Annotated in this window: 16 protein-coding genes; 7 read left to right on the forward strand and 9 right to left on the reverse strand. The window is 60.1% G+C overall.

Annotated features, from left to right (window positions below; translation table 11 throughout):
- Positions 1-22 precede the first annotated feature (22 nt).
- The 4 genes from AC0L4F_RS15435 to AC0L4F_RS15450 all read right to left on the reverse strand — a co-directional run bounded on the left by AC0L4F_RS15435 (position 23) and on the right by AC0L4F_RS15450 (position 5,786).
- Positions 23-1,279, reverse strand: coding sequence for an MFS transporter (locus tag AC0L4F_RS15435; protein WP_244689839.1), 1,257 nt, complete (start codon positions 1,277-1,279; stop codon positions 23-25).
- A gap of 102 nt (positions 1,280-1,381) precedes the next feature.
- Positions 1,382-2,431: a tRNA preQ1(34) S-adenosylmethionine ribosyltransferase-isomerase QueA gene (queA, locus tag AC0L4F_RS15440; RefSeq protein ID WP_244689841.1), complete on the reverse strand. Its 1,050-nt coding sequence runs from the start codon at positions 2,429-2,431 to the stop codon at positions 1,382-1,384.
- Between the two features lie 5 nt (positions 2,432-2,436).
- Complete coding sequence (locus tag AC0L4F_RS15445) at positions 2,437-5,283, reverse strand: YhdP family protein (protein WP_244689843.1); 2,847 nt, start codon at positions 5,281-5,283, stop codon at positions 2,437-2,439.
- A complete protein-coding gene (locus tag AC0L4F_RS15450; protein WP_244689845.1) occupies positions 5,250-5,786 on the reverse strand; it encodes a hypothetical protein in 537 nt (178 codons plus the stop codon). Before AC0L4F_RS15450 ends, AC0L4F_RS15445 begins: the two co-directional genes overlap by 34 nt.
- Before the next feature lie 115 nt (positions 5,787-5,901).
- On the opposite strand from AC0L4F_RS15450, the gene AC0L4F_RS15455 reads away from it, so the two are divergent.
- The 7 genes from AC0L4F_RS15455 (at position 5,902) to AC0L4F_RS15485 (ending at position 12,306) form a co-directional block, all read left to right on the forward strand.
- Positions 5,902-6,375, forward strand: coding sequence for a peroxiredoxin (locus AC0L4F_RS15455; RefSeq protein ID WP_244689847.1), 474 nt, complete (start codon positions 5,902-5,904; stop codon positions 6,373-6,375).
- Complete coding sequence (locus AC0L4F_RS15460; protein ID WP_244689849.1) at positions 6,372-7,205, forward strand: ferritin-like domain-containing protein; 834 nt, start codon at positions 6,372-6,374, stop codon at positions 7,203-7,205. The genes AC0L4F_RS15455 and AC0L4F_RS15460 overlap by 4 nt, the downstream gene beginning before the upstream one ends.
- Positions 7,206-7,415: 210 nt before the next feature.
- Positions 7,416-8,729: a M23 family metallopeptidase gene (locus tag AC0L4F_RS15465; protein WP_244689852.1), complete on the forward strand. Its 1,314-nt coding sequence runs from the start codon at positions 7,416-7,418 to the stop codon at positions 8,727-8,729.
- Complete coding sequence (locus AC0L4F_RS15470) at positions 8,719-9,216, forward strand: bactofilin family protein (RefSeq protein ID WP_244689854.1); 498 nt, start codon at positions 8,719-8,721, stop codon at positions 9,214-9,216. The genes AC0L4F_RS15465 and AC0L4F_RS15470 overlap by 11 nt, the downstream gene beginning before the upstream one ends.
- 477 nt (positions 9,217-9,693) lie before the next feature.
- A complete protein-coding gene (locus AC0L4F_RS15475) occupies positions 9,694-10,317 on the forward strand; it encodes a delta-class carbonic anhydrase (RefSeq protein WP_244689856.1) in 624 nt (207 codons plus the stop codon).
- Between the two features lie 138 nt (positions 10,318-10,455).
- Positions 10,456-10,806 carry a hypothetical protein gene (locus AC0L4F_RS15480; RefSeq protein ID WP_244689858.1) on the forward strand — a complete coding sequence of 117 codons (351 nt, stop codon included), beginning with the start codon at positions 10,456-10,458 and terminating at the stop codon, positions 10,804-10,806.
- Positions 10,807-10,947: 141 nt separating this feature from the next.
- The gene (locus tag AC0L4F_RS15485; RefSeq protein WP_244689860.1) at positions 10,948-12,306 is read left to right on the forward strand and encodes a PepSY-associated TM helix domain-containing protein; all 1,359 of its coding nucleotides are present in this window, start codon (positions 10,948-10,950) and stop codon (positions 12,304-12,306) included.
- A 62-nt stretch (positions 12,307-12,368) separates the two neighbouring features.
- Here AC0L4F_RS15485 and AC0L4F_RS15490 read toward each other — a convergent pair whose 3' ends face one another.
- The 5 genes from AC0L4F_RS15490 to AC0L4F_RS15510 all read right to left on the reverse strand — a co-directional run bounded on the left by AC0L4F_RS15490 (position 12,369) and on the right by AC0L4F_RS15510 (position 15,670).
- On the reverse strand, positions 12,369-12,953 hold the full coding sequence (locus AC0L4F_RS15490) for an HNH endonuclease (protein WP_244689862.1): 585 nt from the start codon (positions 12,951-12,953) through the stop codon (positions 12,369-12,371).
- 251 nt (positions 12,954-13,204) lie between these two features.
- Positions 13,205-13,507: a hypothetical protein gene (locus AC0L4F_RS15495; RefSeq protein WP_244689864.1), complete on the reverse strand. Its 303-nt coding sequence runs from the start codon at positions 13,505-13,507 to the stop codon at positions 13,205-13,207.
- 113 nt (positions 13,508-13,620) lie between these two features.
- The gene (locus AC0L4F_RS15500) at positions 13,621-14,286 is read right to left on the reverse strand and encodes an alpha/beta hydrolase (RefSeq protein WP_244689866.1); all 666 of its coding nucleotides are present in this window, start codon (positions 14,284-14,286) and stop codon (positions 13,621-13,623) included.
- Positions 14,283-14,975 carry a DNA-3-methyladenine glycosylase family protein gene (locus tag AC0L4F_RS15505; RefSeq protein WP_244689868.1) on the reverse strand — a complete coding sequence of 231 codons (693 nt, stop codon included), beginning with the start codon at positions 14,973-14,975 and terminating at the stop codon, positions 14,283-14,285. The genes AC0L4F_RS15500 and AC0L4F_RS15505 overlap by 4 nt, the downstream gene beginning before the upstream one ends.
- Complete coding sequence (locus AC0L4F_RS15510) at positions 14,963-15,670, reverse strand: precorrin-6A/cobalt-precorrin-6A reductase (RefSeq protein ID WP_244689871.1); 708 nt, start codon at positions 15,668-15,670, stop codon at positions 14,963-14,965. The genes AC0L4F_RS15505 and AC0L4F_RS15510 overlap by 13 nt, the downstream gene beginning before the upstream one ends.
- Positions 15,671-15,763 lie beyond the last annotated feature (93 nt).

The following is a 15,763-nucleotide window of genomic DNA, read 5'->3' on the forward strand; positions in this document are numbered from 1 at the left end:
GAATTGCGACAAAGTTAACAATTTACGGGGTTTGCTCGGATTCCTCGGCTTCATCGGCTGCAAATTCCTGGGCAAACTCAACCGCAACCGGCGTGGCGGTTGGGGTCACCGGCGCATAGCTTGTGGTGGTAACATGTTGATTGGATGGCCGCACCAAGGCCCGGTAACCGGCATATCCCGCCAGCGCAAAGGTCAAGATCGCGATATAAAGGAAATAGCCCGGAGGCCCGAAAAACCCCATCGCCCAACCGGTGATCAGCGGGCCGGAAATGGCGCCAACACCATTGATGAAAATCATCCCGCCCGAGGCCGCGGCCATATCCTCCAGCTCCAGAAAGTCATTGGTATAGGCCAAAAGCAGCGAATAAAGCGGGTTTGACATGCCGCCGATGACCAGGGCGGACATCAGCAAGGCGACAAAGACATGCCCCGCGATCATGCCCAGCACCGCGCCGGTGCCACAGACCGCCGCCGCAATCAGGATCAGCATCCGCCGGTCCATCCGATCCGACAACCAGCCCAGCGGATATTGCACCACCAAGGCCCCGATATAAAACGCCGACACAAACATCGAGATCTGGCCAAGCCCCAAACCGGCCTCCGCCCCATAGACGGCGGCCATGCCAAATTGTGATGCAAACACCCCGCCCAACAGGAACATACCGACACAGCCCAGCGGTGAAATGCCATAAAGCGCCTTCAGGCTGAGCGGTTTGGTGGTGCCAAACGATGGTGTTGGTGAAATCGACAACAAGATCGGCGCAAAAGACACTGAAACCAAAACCGAGATAATCACAAACAGGGTAAAGCCGGATGGATCAGCCACCAGCAGCAGCCCCTGCGCGATGACAATCCCCAGCACCTGAACAATCATATAGGCCGACAGCGTCTGACCGCGTGTTTCGTTGCTCGAGGCATTGTTCAGCCAGCTTTCGGCGGTGACATACACACCGGAAAAGCAAAAGCCGATGATCACCCGACCAATCGTCCAGGCAATCGGATCGGTCAGCGTCGGATAGAGGATCAGCACCGCAGAGATAAAAGAGCCCAGCGCCGCAAAGACCCGCACATGGCCGACCCGGCGGATCATTTCCGGCGCAAGCCGCGATCCGCCAAGAAAGCCGACGAAATAAGCCGACATGATGATCGACATTTCCAGCGTGCTGAAACCTTCGATCTGGCCCCGCACACCCAACAGTGTCCCCTGAAGCCCGTTCCCGACCATCAGCAGCAGCATGCCCAACAACAGCGCCCAGGCATTTGAAATCACGGTTTTCATGCAGAAATCCTTTGCTGCGCTGTTTCTACGACGCGTATTGCGCATGTGCTGGCCGCTTTGCAATTCGGGTCGCGGCCTGAACAAACGCCTTTCACGGGTGCGTCACGGGATCAAGAGCGAGGCATCCCCATAGGAAAAAAACCGGTAATTCCGCCGAATGGCATGGTCATAGATCGCAAGAATCCGGTCCCGCCCGATCAGCGCCGAAACCAGCATCATCAATGTCGACCGTGGCAAGTGAAAATTGGTCATCAGCGCATCGGTGACGCGAAAGGTAAAACCGGGATAGATGAAAATATCGGTCTCCCCCTGCCAGGGTTGAATGGCACCGCTGTCGCGCGCGGCGGTTTCGATCAGCCGCAGCGCCGTGGTTCCGACCGGGATCACCCGGCCACCGGCGGCCTTGGTGGCGGCAATCTCTGCGGCGGCGGTATCGCTGACCTCGCCCCATTCGGCATGCATCTTGTGGGTCGTGACATCATCGACCTTCACCGGCAGGAAGGTGCCCGCGCCGACATGCAGCGTGACCTTGGTGAATTCCACGCCTTTGGCGCGCAGCGTGGCCAAGAGCGCATCATCGAAATGCAGCGACGCTGTGGGCGCGGCAACCGCGCCTGTGCGCGCCGCCCAGACCGTCTGATAATCTTCGACGTCCTGTTCATCCGCCGGGCGCAGCGCCTCGATATAGGGTGGCAGGGGCATGGCACCCGCCGCCGCAAGCGCGGCGTCAAAATCATCGCCAGTCAGGTTGAACCGCAAATGCCCCTGCCCGTCGGCCCGCCCCTCCATCACCGCAGACAGCGTTTCGGAAAACCGGATCTCTTCGCCATCGACAAGCTTTTTCAACGGTTTGATCAGCGCGGACCATGTGCCATCGGCGCGCGGTTCCAACAGGGTGACGCCAATCCGCGCTTCGGTCACGCCCTGGGCGCTTTCGCGACGCCGCAGACCGGACAGGCGCGCCGGGATCACCTTGGTGTCGTTCAGCACCAACCGGTCGCCGGGGCGCAGCCAATCCGGCAAATCGCCGACCGTCGCATCGGTGATGGCACCGGCCTCGGCCACCAACAATCGGGCAGAGCTGCGGGGACGTGCGGGGCGGGTGGCGATCCGCTCTTGCGGCAGATCGAAATCGAAATCGGAAAGTTGCATGATGTCTATTGCTGTACCTTGGGCGGTGGGCGGCGGAATATCTCGCGGAACATGCCGGGTGTCAAAGCGGAAAGCGGATTGACCTGAATGCGGGGATTGTCCGATTTTCCCTTGAGGTTGAAATTGAACCCGATCAGCCCCTCGCCCTTGCGCGAAAAGATCTGGCCGACGAAGTTCACCACATAGATCGGTGACACCACCCCCTGCATGTCCATCGTGCCGTTGCCAAGATCGTAATAGCCGTCCAGCGAAATGCCCATCGACGGGCCGGTTGCGCTGGACCGGGTCAGGATCACCTGTTTCGGGGTCAGCCGGAACCGCGCCTCGACCTCGCCAAAGGCGATGCCCTGCCCGCCCAGTTGATCCAGCAGGCCGATCACCGAAATCGCATTCAGCAATTCCGCCATCACCGGGGCGTTGCGGATGCGGGTGTCGCGAATATCCAGTTCCCCGTCAAAGGTGCCGGTCGCCCCGGTCGGCAACAGTTTCAGCACGAAACTGCCGCCCTGCACATTCTTCAACAATCCCGCATCGCGCAGCGTGCCGCCCGCGTCGTCGGATTTGATCACGAATTGGCTGCCTTTGTTTGTCGGTTCCACCGTGCCGCGCACCGGCGTGCCGCCGTTCAGGCGGGCGCTGAAATTGCCACGCATTCCGGTCTGGGTGGTGAAATCGCCGCGGAAATCGGTCAATATGATGCCATCGGAAATCTGCAACCGATCCGGTGCCAAGGTCAGCGGCGAGGTGCCGCCACCGGTTGCAGATGCACCGCCACCGCCCTTGGTCGAGGTAAACGGCGCATTGCGCATGTCGATCTTGCCGCCGCCGACCAGCACCGCCGGTGCCGCGCCAGCGCCACGCCCGGTCAGGGTCACCGGCGCATCCAGCCAGCCCCCCACCCGCAACCGCGAAATCGCCAGCGACCGCAGACCGCCACCTTCGGCCAGCGCCAAACTGCCCTCCATATTCAGCCCCGGTGCCGACAATGACAGCCGGTCAAGCCGGGCCGGCGTGCCAAGCGTGCCATTGATCTGCAAGGCCCCTTTGGCCCCGCTCGGTTTGGACCAGCCGATCGCATCCAGTTTCAGCCCCAGCCCGACAAGATCGGAGCTGAGCGAAAATTCCGGCGTCACATCTTTTTGCAGATCCATCGACAACCGACCGCTGCCCCGCCCCGACAAGGATCCTGGCGGCAGGGTGATGGCAAAGGCCTCAAGAAATTCCTGCGAAATGGCAACATCGGCTTCGACCCGGCCAACGGGGTTTTCCTGCTCTGCCGCAATCGGGGTCTGCCAGAAACCGTCAAAGGGCACGCCTTCGACCGTGCCAGCCCCGGCAATGCGAAATGTCTGGTTGTCGGCCGACACCCGAAGCACATCCGCCGCCAGAACCTTGTTCGGGATCATTTCGGTGCTGATCACGTCAAACACACGGCCCTGAACCGCGAATTCAACATCGGATTTCAACACCTTCTTCTTCAGCGGCAGTTTGATCTTGCCACCAACCCGAAGCGTGCCGCTGGCCAGATCAAGTGTCTTGCCGCCCCGATCCAGCACCTCGAGCGGTTTCTGGTTCAACAGCCACAGCGCCGCCTGAATTGGGCCTTCTGCCGCAATATCGACTTCGGCGGGGCTGTCGGGAATGCGCACGTCGGGAATTGTGAACACCGTGCCGCCCGCCGCCATCTGGCCGCCCTGACCGGCCACCAAATCGCCCTTGTCAATGCTGACAACCAATCGGTGGTCTTCCAGTTGCAACAATCCAGAGGCGCCAGTGACCGGCGGCATATGTTTCATGAACTGCACACGGGCCTCGGCCACTTCGCCGCTGGCATAGAGGTCGGGCTTGGTATCGCCGGGCCGGGCCCGCAGCCGCACCGCTACGTTGCGCAGGGCCCCGTCCAGAACATTGTTCGAAATCCAGCTGCGGGTGCCCGGTTTGATATCGGCCGGCCAGAATTCCAGCAGCCGCCCAGGCTTGATCTCATCCGCCTGGGCCATCATCGAAATGTCCCACCCCAACGGCAATGCCGCAATCCGCCCCCGCAGCCGCAGCGGCTGGCTTTTGTCCACCAGGGTCAACCGACCGATGCGCAACACAAACGGGTTCAACGCCAAATGAAAGTCGAGATCCGCCGACGACAGGCTGCGCGGCGCATCATAGATATCGCCGGGATTGGCGCTGATTTCACTCAGCTTGACCTGCCCCTGCAAGGCCGACGGCAGCCCCGCCGTCACGTTTTCCAATACGGCAGAGCCTTCGCCCTTGGCGTTGACCCATTCGCTGACCACTTCGAATTCGGAAAACCGCAAGGTGTCTTCCTGCGGATCATAGGTGAAAAATGCCCGCGCGTCGGAAAACGGGATCGGGCGGGTGGCATCGGTCGGCTGGACCACCCCGGCGCCAATGCGCAGCGTGGCCGACAATGGCCCCAAGGCACCATCTTCGTTAAAGGAGGTGCGCAAAGCCCCGGAAATCGGCGCGCGCAACACCCCAAGCCAGGCCAGCGCGGCGCTTTGGCTGGCAATGTCGCCGGAAAACACATCCGTCACCGCCACCCCAAGGCTGACCGCGTTGGACCCGATGGCGCTTTCGCCAAAGATTTCCAGCGTCGACGCATAGGACCGCCCGCTCAGCAGAGCGAAATCACCACGCAGTTGCAGGATTTCATTTTCGCGGCTGAGATCAAGATGCCCGCCATCCACCGTCCAGGATTGCCCCGCCCGCGCATCCTGATAGGCCAAGGTCACCGCATTGACGTCAACGGTTCGCAAGGCAGAGAACCGGGGCTGAAATACGATTTCATCAATCTGCGCGATCAGCCCGTTGACGCCAAGCCCGGTCTGCCCCAACCCATCCCCAAACGCGAGATCGAATTCCCCGTCGGGGTTCGGTTCAGCTGAAGGAACACACCAGACACAGAGACCGAACTCGGCTGGATCTTGCCCTGCAACAGCGACCGACGCGCAAAGGCGATGCCGACCTGCGACACTTCCAACAGCTTGCGATCATTCGCTCCATCATACAATTCCACATTGGACAGCGCGATTTCCGGCCGCAGATCCGGTTGCACAAACAGCGTCATATCGGAAAAGCTGAGCGCATATCCCGGCATCTGCTCCGCCAGCCGCGCGGCAATTTCCTGGCGCAGCCAATCGGGCGCGCGCAGCGGTTTGCCCAGGAGCGACCAGCCAATCACCGCAAGGATCGCCACCGCCAGCGACATTGTCGCAATCAGCCATATCCCGGCCCGCGCCGCCCGGGCGCGACGGCGTCCGCGGGGCCTGCCCCGATCCTTGGCGGGCGTGTCGGCATCCGGGTCCGGCACGTCATCTGCTTTGGTCGCGTTACTCACCTGTGGTCGTATTCTCCCGACGAAAGCGCCCTGGTATTTGACAAACAGCCATTTTTCTGGCCTCCCATGCTCTCATATTGCGAAGTGTGCCGACAACCAAGGGATAGCAGATCATATGACCCAAAGAGTTATTCAAACCGGCGAAAGCGTGCCGGAAATCGCCCTGCCACGTGATGGTGGCAACGTCATTTCCCTGCAAGGGCTGCGCCCGTCGCCGGTGGTTCTGTTCTTTTATCCCCGCGACCTGACGTCTGGCTGCACCAAAGAGGCGATCGCCTTTTCCCAATTGCGCGCGGAATTCGACGCGCTTGGCGCCAAGGTTTTCGGCATTTCCAAGGATACGGTGGCCAGCCACGACAAGTTCGTCGCCAAACACGATCTGACGGTTCCGCTGCTGTCCGATGCAGAGGGCGACATCGCCGAACAATTTGGCGTTTGGCAGGAAAAGAAGATGTACGGCAAAACCTTCTTTGGCATTGTCCGCTCCACCTTTTTGATCGACGGCGCGGGGGTGCTGGTGCGCGAATGGCGCAAGGTCAAGGTCGACGGCCATGCCGAAGACGTGCTCGACGCGGTCCGCGCGCTATGAGCAAATCCCTGGCGGAGATGGCGGTAGAGGTGCTGACCACGGCAAATGGCCGTGACAAAACCCGTCTGTCGCGCGCACATGCGCAAACCTGGTTTGCCGCACGCGCCGCCGGAACGGCGTTGACCGTCGGCCATGCCACGCCGCCATTGCGCCCGGCCCGCCCGGACAAACCCGAACTTCTGTCGCCAAGGGATGTGCCGAAACGCAAACCCGGCAGCCCGGCCGGGCGTATTGCGCTGCTCCATGCGGTTGCACATATCGAATTGAATGCGGTGGATCTGCATTGGGATCTGCTGGCGCGTTTTACCGACACCGACATGCCGATGGGGTTCTATGACGATTGGGTCAAGGCCGCGGATGAGGAATCGAAACATTTCAATCTGGTCTCCGATTGTCTGGAGGCCGCAGGCAGTTTCTATGGCGCCCTGCCCGCCCATGCCGGCATGTGGCGCGCGGCCGAAGACACGGTCGACGACATTCTTGGCCGGTTGGCGGTGGTGCCCATGGTGCTTGAGGCGCGTGGATTGGACGTAACCCCCGGCATGATCGAAATCTTTCGCAAAGCCAAAGTCACCCAGGCCGTTGACGCGCTGGAGGTGATTTACGGCGAAGAAGTCGCGCATGTGGCCTATGGATCGAAATGGTTCCACTTCTTGTGCGGCCGTCACAATCTTGATCCAAAAGAGGTGTTTCACCAGCTGGTCACAAAGTATTTCAAAGGCCCGCTAAAGCCCCCCTTCAACGAAGAAAAGCGCGCCGAGGCCGGGCTGCCGCCGGATTTCTATTGGCCACTGACAGAAGAAATCAACGCCAAGCCCCCGGCGTCCTGAGCAACAATCGCCCAAAATTAACCACGTTATCTCGTGCAAACCCTTCGATTGTCGGCGATTTTTCGCGCATCGGGGGGTTTCGGCGGGACATTGCCGAATCAAATCAATTGCAAACTTGCACCAATGTTTCTGTCTGGTTAAGGAAACTGCGGGGACAGGTGCCGCGCGACTACGCACCGTGACTGGAAGAACAATATAGGGGCGGCTGCGGTGCGGACACGGCTGGCGATCAAAATTCACGCGGTGCTGGAAAAGTTTTTTCCCGAACGGCGCGTATTCCTGAGATCTGATACAGACACTCGCTTTATCCGTCTTCGGTCGGAAACCCAGTTGATTGCTTTTACCGGCAGTGCGCTTCTGGTTGGATGGACCATCATTGCAACCGCGATCCTGTTGATGGATTCCATCGGCGCCGGCAATTTCCGCGAACAGGCCAAGCGCGAACAGATGACATATATGTCACGGCTGAACGCGCTGAGCCTTGAACGCGATTCCCGCGCGGCGGATGCGGTCGCGGCGCAACAACGGTTCAATTCGGCGCTGGAACGTATTTCCGTGATGCAATCGGAACTACTGAATTCCGAAGTGCGCCGTCGCGAACTGGAAACCGGCATCGAGGTGATTCAAACCACGCTGCGCGACACGATGACCAAGAAAAAGGGCATCGAAGCCGAATACGCCGAACTTCAAACCGCGGTTGAGGCTGGCGGCGCCCTGCCCGGTCAATCGGATATGGCGGATGGCGACACCGTTGATCTGCTGGCCACTGCGCTGGAACGCACGGCACAGGAACGCGACAAAGTCGTCGCAGACGCCCAGGATGCACTTGTCGCTGCTGACAACATGGCCGCTGAACTGCGCCAGATGGAAGAAAAGAACGACGCGATTTTCCGCCAGCTTGAAGAAGCGATGACCATTTCCGTGTCGCCGTTGGACAAGATGTTCAAAGCCGCCGGCATGAACCCCGATACCATTCTTGACAAGGTGCGCGCCGGATACTCTGGCCAGGGCGGGCCATTGATGCCGCTCAGCTTCTCGACCAAGGGTGAACAGCCTGCGGCAGAAACCCTGCGCGCCAATCGCATTCTGAACCAGATGGACCGGCTGAACCTCTATCGGATCGCCGCATCCAAGGCGCCGTTTGCCTCGCCGCTGAAAGATGCCTATCGCTTCACCTCGGGCTTTGGCTATCGCTGGGGTCGTCTGCATGCCGGGGCGGATTTCGCCGGCTCTCATGGCACGCCGATCTATGCCACCGCCGATGGCATCGTGGTGCATTCGGACTGGCAGTCCGGTTATGGCAAATTGGTTAAAATTCAGCACGAATTCGGAATTGAAACCCGTTACGCCCATATGTCGAAAATCCGCGTGAAGAAGGGCCAAAGGGTCTCGCGCGGGGATCGTATCGGTGATATGGGAAACACAGGACGCTCAACCGGCACACATTTGCACTATGAGGTGCGTGTCGGCGGAAAAGCCGTCAATCCAATGATATATCTTAAGGCAGCTAAAGATGTTTTCTAAGAGCAAGATCAACGAGCCCGGTCATAAAGCAGACGACGCTGCATCCACCGCAGCAGCCGATGCCAAAAAACCGATGATGCCGGCCCAGCCGGAATACAAACCGTCGACCGCCCCCAAGGCGAAGCCGCCCGCATCGGTTCTGTCATCGGATCTGCACGTTGTGGGCAACATGAAAACCACCGGCGACATCCAGGTCGAAGGCACCGTCGAAGGTGACATCCGGGCACATTTGCTGACCATCGGTGAAACCGCAACCATCAAAGGCGAATGTGTCGCTGATGACGTGGTGGTCAATGGCCGTATTGTGGGCCGTGTCCGTGGTTTGAAAGTGCGCCTGACCGCAACCGCGCGGGTCGAAGGTGACATCATCCACAAGACCATCGCAATCGAATCCGGCGCCCATTTCGAAGGCTCGGTGCAGCGTCAGGATGATCCGCTGAACGCCAAGGGCAAGGCCCCTGTTCCGCGTCCCGCCGGCACAGAATAAACCACCCGCTAAAACAGATCGAAGGCCCCGCAATTTGCGGGGTTTTTTCGTTTCAGGGCCATGGCACTGGTTCATTGCGGCGGCATCCCCCCCGCTGCGCCGCCCGGTTGCACCGTTCCTGGGCAGATTGGCAAATCTGGTGGAATTTGCCGGTTTTGTGCGGGATATCACACTTTCTTTTTCACCCGGCATGTATGTATAATTTAGTGCCAACCTATTGTTGGCGTTACATTCTTTGTCTGGAAACCACATGACTCACTCAATTTTTTCACTTGGTGCAACTCTTGCGATTATCGGCTCTTCGGCTTTGGCCTCTGGGGAGACACATGCCGTTTCCGACGCGGTGATCGCAGAACAACGCGCCGCATTGGCCGCCGCCACCGATGGCAAGGGCTTTGGCCCGCAATCGCCGCGCGATATCGATTCCCGGCCGGTTCGAACAGCCGCGCCTTTGGCGCCGCGCCCGCAGCAAGTGAAATGGCACTTTGCGATATCCATTTCCATGAAAATGCAGAACACAAAGGCGGCCAGTTCACAAATTACGCCGGCAATGGCGATGGCGAGGGCTATGGCACCGGGTTCCAATTCACCGGAACATTGACCGAAGAAGAACTGGCACCGATCGGCATGGAAATTGGCAAGACCGAGCATGGCGATCTGGTGCCCGGCGACACCATCGAAATCCACTTTGTGCATTCCACCGCGCAGGCCACATTGGGCAACAGCCTGGGCACCTGCCTCACCAACTCTATCGGCAACCCCCAGCTGCGGGTTGAAACCGTTGTTGGCGTTCTGGTGGCCACGGGCGGTGCGGATTTCACCGAAATGGCCGACATTCAAATGATCAACGGGCTGAACCAGGTGCCGAACCTGCCGACCGATCTGGGCGATCCGGTTGTCTATGACGGTTCGACAACCGGTCCGGGCTATAACACAAAAGGCTCGCCGTATCAGGTCACGTGGAGCGTTCGTCCCCAAGTCGCCAAGATCAATCTGAAATCGGTTGGCGCATGGCTCGACGATAATCCATTTTCGGAAAATCATGCCCATGGCGTGCGCAATCTGGTGACCAATCCGGATCTGCTGTCCGAAATCGACTGATCCGAAAGGATCACTTCGGGTGGGGCGCAATCCCCACCCGGTTTGCGGGTATCTGCCCCGCCCGCGCCTACAAAAGGTCGCAGGCATCGCCGCCAAAACGGGCTTTTCCAGCGCATTCAATTCCCACATAAAACACGCATGCGTGATCGTATCACCCCCTTGGTGTTCAGCCTGCTGATCGTCTGTATTCTTGCGGTGTCCAGCGTGACATCCGCCGGTCTGCTGGCGCCTGACCGCAATGATGCGGCATTGGCCGAGGCGGCGGCGATCTTTGGCGCGCTGCCGGGGGATTACTGCGGCACAGAGGGCCATCACGAGCACAATTGCCCCTATTGCAACCTGGTGCCGACGGCACCAACCACGGATTTGCCGCCGCTCACGGCGGTTCTGACACCGCATTCTGCGTGGCAAATGCTTGCGGATTTGACCCGCAACGCCCAGGCCCGAAATCCCCACCATTCCGCAAGAGCGCCACCGCATTGGATTTGACCCGCTGACGGTCTGAGACTTTCTGAGACCAACAGCGAAATCAAATCTCATCGACCACGGGCGGCGGGCGCATGTCGTGCCGCGTGGTTTGCGCTTTTTTAACCCGACCGGCGAACCGGCGGGACTTTCCGGGATATTTTCATGTCTGAAACCACCAAACGCACAGCGTCATCTGCGCTTTACCGCGCCATTTGGCGCTGGCACTTCATTGCGGGATTGCTGATCCTGCCCTTTGTTCTGATCCTTGCGGTCACCGGCGGCATTTACCTCTTCAAGGATGAAATCAACGACGCGGCTTATGCCAAGCTGCGGTTTGTCACGCCCACCGGCGCAGCGATGTTGGCGCCCTCGGCCCTCACCGCTGCGGCCCTGAGCGAATTCCCCGGCACGATCAAAGCCTATGCGCCCCCCGCCGCAGAAGACCGGGCGGCACAGGTCAAGGTTCAGGCGGAAAACGGCATCACCGACACCATTTTTGTGAACCCTTATGATGCCAGCGTGAGCGGCAGCCTGTGGGATGCGGGGGCGGCAGGCAGCACGCCAATGTATGTGGTGCGCAAGCTGCACTCGCTGGAATATGTCGGCTGGTTCGGCAATCGCCTGATCGAAGGCGCGGCTGGATGGATGATCCTATTGGTGGGCAGCGGGGTCTTCCTGTGGTGGCCACGGGGCCGCAAGCTGGGCACCACGACGATCAAGGCGACGCGCGGGCGCCCCTGGTGGCGCGATCTTCATGCGGTGACCGGGATCTATACCGGTGCCTTCATTGTCTTTCTCGCGATGACCGGATTGCCGTGGTCTACGGTCTGGGGCGGCAAATTCTATGATTATGCCTATTCCCTTGGGCTTGGGATGCCGGATGGCTATTGGTCCCATGTGCCGAAATCCACCGTGCCCACCGGCGACGTGGTCGATCACGCGCCGTGGATCATGGAAAAACAACCCCTGCCGCTGTCTTCGGCGCGCTCTGGCGTTCCGGTCGGATTGGATCAGATCATAGAAACGGTCGAAGATCGCGGCATTGTGCCGGGATATGCCGTGGCGATGCCACGTGGCGATCAGGGGGTTTTCACCGCCTCGGTCTATCCTGATGACATTACATATGAGCGGGTGATCCACCTCGATCAATATACCGGCGCGGTGCTTTATGATGCGGGTTTGGCCGATCTTGGCACCCTTGGGCGCTGGGTCGAATGGGGGATCAGCGTGCACATGGGACAGGAATTCGGGCGGATCAATCAGATTGTTTTATTGCTGGCCTGCCTTGCCATGGTGGCGCTTTGCGTCTCGGCGGCGGTGATGTGGTGGAAACGCCGCCCCGTGGGCAAGATCGGCGCGCCGTCCCTGCCGTTGGATTGGCGTATCCCGCGCACCCTGTTGCTGATGGCCGTGGTGGCGGGCGTGTTCTTTCCGCTGGTTGGTCTGTCGATGCTGGTGATTGTCGCGGTTGAACTGGTGATCCATTTCACCGGGCGAGGCCGGCGCATGCAAAGCGCCTGAGCAAGTCCCCGAAACCGGGGCGATGTCCGGGAATTGCGCCGGGCATCGCCATATTGGCGCAATTACGCCTCCAGCTCTGCATCCCAATACAGGAAATCAACCCAGCTTTCATGCAGGTGATTGGGCGGAAACCGGCGTCCCATATTGCGCAGCTCTTCGGCGCCGGGCTGGCGCGGCGGTTTGCGCAGGGCCATTCCCGCCCGTGTCAGTGATTTCGACCCTTTGCGCAGGTTGCATGGCGCACAGGCCGCAACCACATTCTGCCAGCTTGTGACCCCGCCTGCCGCGCGCGGCACCACATGGTCAAAGGTCAATTCGCTCTTGGCGCCGCAGTATTGGCAGCGAAATTCGTCCCGTAAAAAAAGATTAAAGCGCGTGAAGGCCACGCGCTTTTGAGGTTTTACGTAATCTTTCAGAACAACCACACTGGGAATTCTGATGATGGTAGAGGGGCTTCGGACCTCGTGGTCATATTCGGCCACGATATCCACCCGGTCCAGCCAGGCCGCCTTGACCGCATCCTGCCAGGGCCATAGCGACAGCGGATAGTAAGACAAAGGCCGATAATCGGCATTGAGCACCAGAGCCGGGTATTGTTTCAGCGCCGAGGGCTCTCTGACAAAGTCCGTTCTGAATTCACCGTCCATCTTATCTCACGTCCTTCCACTCACCTCAAAAACGTGCCGGCCGCACTCCTGCGGGTGCCCATGGTCATCGCCACTATATATCGCGTTCCCAATCAGGCAAGCCTCTAGAATTGGCCCCATACAGGCAGGCCTAAGACAATTTCGTAACGGCCACATGACGTCTGCAAGATTGGTCATTTTCCGGCGGTCAACTGACCCTGATCGTCCACAGCAATACACAGAAGTTGAGTGTCGTTTTCCAGGAATTCAAGTTATATCGCACCGCTTTTGCCCCGATTGGCAAAGCTGGGGTTCAAAGTGCTGAAATTCGTGCCAAATTTGCGCGCCCACAGCGGCCGGTATGTCGGCAACCGTGCCGAACCATCGCGGGACGCATCCGCCGGCAAAAGATAATTGATGCCCTGATAAGACCGGCCATGGCGGGCATAGAAAATCGCGCTGTCGTCGCCGGGGCCGATGGACTCGAGGAAATTCGACAGCGCCTGGTCTGTGTCGGCATCATCCAGATCCTGATGATGGCCGACGAGAATAATCGGGACAAATCTGACCCTCATAGGGCACGCCTGTCGCGGAATGCCCGGATCATCTCAGATTGCCATGGTCAGGGGCAAGCGTTTCGGCGAGTGCCGCCGAAACGTGATCTATCTTTCCAGTTATTGCGCGGGGATCAGAACCCGCATTTGTCCCGCAAAAACGCCAGCGACACGCCCAGCCCATCGGGGTCGATGCCATGCGCCGTGCCCTTCATGATATGGGCAAAAACCTCTTTGAAACCGGCCTGTTGCAGCGCCTCTGCCGCTTCGGGCAGCGATTGCGGCGGCACCACGTCGTCCTGATCACCATGCACCAGCAGGATCGCAGGAAAGCTCACGGCCTCATCCTCCAGCAGTTCCGGCGCCAGCAACCGCCCGGAAAACCCGACCAGACCGGCCACCGCATCTTCGCGGCGTGGGGCCACATGCAGGGCGATCATCGTGCCCTGGGAAAAGCCGAACAGCGCGACCTGTTCCGGCAGCACATCTTCGTCCACCATGACGGAATCAAGATAGGCATTCAGATCCTCTGCCGCCCGCGCCATGCCGGATTCAGCTTCTTCTTGCGATGATCCGTCGATCCAGGGGATCGGAAACCACTGAAATCCCATCGGGGCCCCGGCGCAATCTTCGGGCGCATCCGGCGCCAGGAACAGCGTGTCCGGCAGATGTTCCGCCAAAGGATCAGCCAGCCCCAAAAGGTCAGCCCCATTGGCGCCATAGCCATGCAAGAACACCACAATCGAGCGGGTTTCACCCGAGACGGGTTCCTTGCGGCCGGATTTCAAAACACGTGTCATCGAATACCTTCCCTGTCCTTGGCATGTCTGTAGTAGGCCCAGAGCGCACGCGCCGCAACCGACCTCCAGGGGGCCCAATCAAGCGACATGTCCCGCAACGCGCGCTCTTTCGGGCGCTCTGGCAAATCAAACAACAGGCGCGCGGCCTCTTGCAGCGCCAGATCGCCGGGGGCAAAGACATCCGCCCGCCCAAGCGAGAACATGGCATAGATTTCCGCCGTCCAGGCGCCAATGCCCTTGACCGCCACCAACCGGGCGATGACATCCTCTGTCGGGGCCACGCGCAGGGCGTCAAAGTCGATCCCGGCCGCGGCCAGCGCATGTGCATAGGCGGCCTTTTGTCGGCTGAGGCCAAGGTCACGCAGCACCTGTTCGTCAACAGCGGCGATCGCGGTCGCGCTGGTCATCCCGGCCTCCTGCAACCGGGTCCAGATCGCATTGGCCGAGGCCACAGATACCTGCTGGCTGACAATTGCGCTCAGCAACTGGGCAAACCCATCTGGCCTGCGCCGCAATGGCAATGGGCAACAGGCGTCCAGCGCGGGCACAAACCGTGGATCGGCCGCGCGCAGCCAGTCAACACCTTCGGCGACACAGGCATCGGTTTCAATGATCCGCCCGACGTCCCCGTTTGATCCAGCCCTGCTTAATCCAGCCGGGTTTAATCCAGCCCGGTTTAATCCAGCCATTCCGACACCTTTTTCATTGCGCTGGCAACATCGCGCACCACCACGGCATCCGGCAGCTTTGGCCGGTCGATCATGCCCACCCGAAGCCCCAGATTGCGCGCGGCCTGAAGCTTGGGCCAGCCGCCCGGCCCGCCGGCATTGCGCAGGATCACCCAATCAATCCGCAATTGCCGCAGCAGGGCCATTTCCTGTGCCACACCAAAGGGGGCCGCGCCCTTCAGGAACCGGCCCCGTGGCAGGGGAAAGACATCATTGTGGTCGCTGATCTGGCGGCAATAGATGTAACAGCCGTTGAGGCAGGCAAACCGTTTGAGCCCCTCGCGCCCGGTGCCCAGAAACACCCGCGCCCCCGGCGCCACATGATGGCGTGCATCCCTGTCGCGCCGCAAAGCCACCCAATGGTCCCGCCGCCCGGGACGCCAGGGCGCGCGTTCCAGCCGCAGCACCCTGATCCCGGCATCCCTGGCCGCCTCTGCCGCGATCTGCGATGCCCGCCAATCATTGGGATGTGAGGCATCAATCAAAAGCCGAATGCCGTGACCCAACCGCTCTGCCAGACCTGCGGCTGTGAAGGGCTGCGGTGCAACGGCAATCGGCCAGCTTCGCGGCATGCGTTCCGGATCGGGCAAGATGACACTGGCCCGCCCCGTGATCCGCAACGCCATCGCGCGCGCTTCGGCAGCGCCGCCGATCAACAAGATATCTTTGCCAGCCCCAAACATGGCAAAGATCTAGCGCAGACCCGGCCAGCTTGCACCCCACTTATCGCGCCATTGCGACCAGATGCA

The sequence above is a fragment of the Marinovum sp. J2-8 genome, from assembly GCF_055808435.1.

Bases quoted from the DNA above. Each gene is read 5' to 3' on its own strand.
- AC0L4F_RS15495 (WP_244689864.1), bottom strand. From the start codon at position 13,507: ATGAGGGTCAGATTTGTCCCGATTATTCTCGTCGGCCATCATCAGGAT.
- AC0L4F_RS15480 (WP_244689858.1), top strand. From the start codon at position 10,456: ATGCGTGATCGTATCACCCCCTTGGTGTTCAGCCTGCTGATCGTCTGT.
- AC0L4F_RS15455 (WP_244689847.1), top strand. From the start codon at position 5,902: ATGACCCAAAGAGTTATTCAAACCGGCGAAAGCGTGCCGGAAATCGCC.
- AC0L4F_RS15505 (WP_244689868.1), bottom strand. From the start codon at position 14,975: ATGGCTGGATTAAACCGGGCTGGATTAAACCCGGCTGGATTAAGCAGG.
- AC0L4F_RS15460 (WP_244689849.1), top strand. From the start codon at position 6,372: ATGAGCAAATCCCTGGCGGAGATGGCGGTAGAGGTGCTGACCACGGCA.
- AC0L4F_RS15435 (WP_244689839.1), bottom strand. From the start codon at position 1,279: ATGAAAACCGTGATTTCAAATGCCTGGGCGCTGTTGTTGGGCATGCTG.
- AC0L4F_RS15500 (WP_244689866.1), bottom strand. From the start codon at position 14,286: ATGACACGTGTTTTGAAATCCGGCCGCAAGGAACCCGTCTCGGGTGAA.
- AC0L4F_RS15490 (WP_244689862.1), bottom strand. From the start codon at position 12,953: ATGGACGGTGAATTCAGAACGGACTTTGTCAGAGAGCCCTCGGCGCTG.
- AC0L4F_RS15475 (WP_244689856.1), top strand. From the start codon at position 9,694: ATGGCACTTTGCGATATCCATTTCCATGAAAATGCAGAACACAAAGGC.
- queA (WP_244689841.1), bottom strand. From the start codon at position 2,431: ATGCAACTTTCCGATTTCGATTTCGATCTGCCGCAAGAGCGGATCGCC.
- AC0L4F_RS15470 (WP_244689854.1), top strand. From the start codon at position 8,719: ATGTTTTCTAAGAGCAAGATCAACGAGCCCGGTCATAAAGCAGACGAC.
- AC0L4F_RS15485 (WP_244689860.1), top strand. From the start codon at position 10,948: ATGTCTGAAACCACCAAACGCACAGCGTCATCTGCGCTTTACCGCGCC.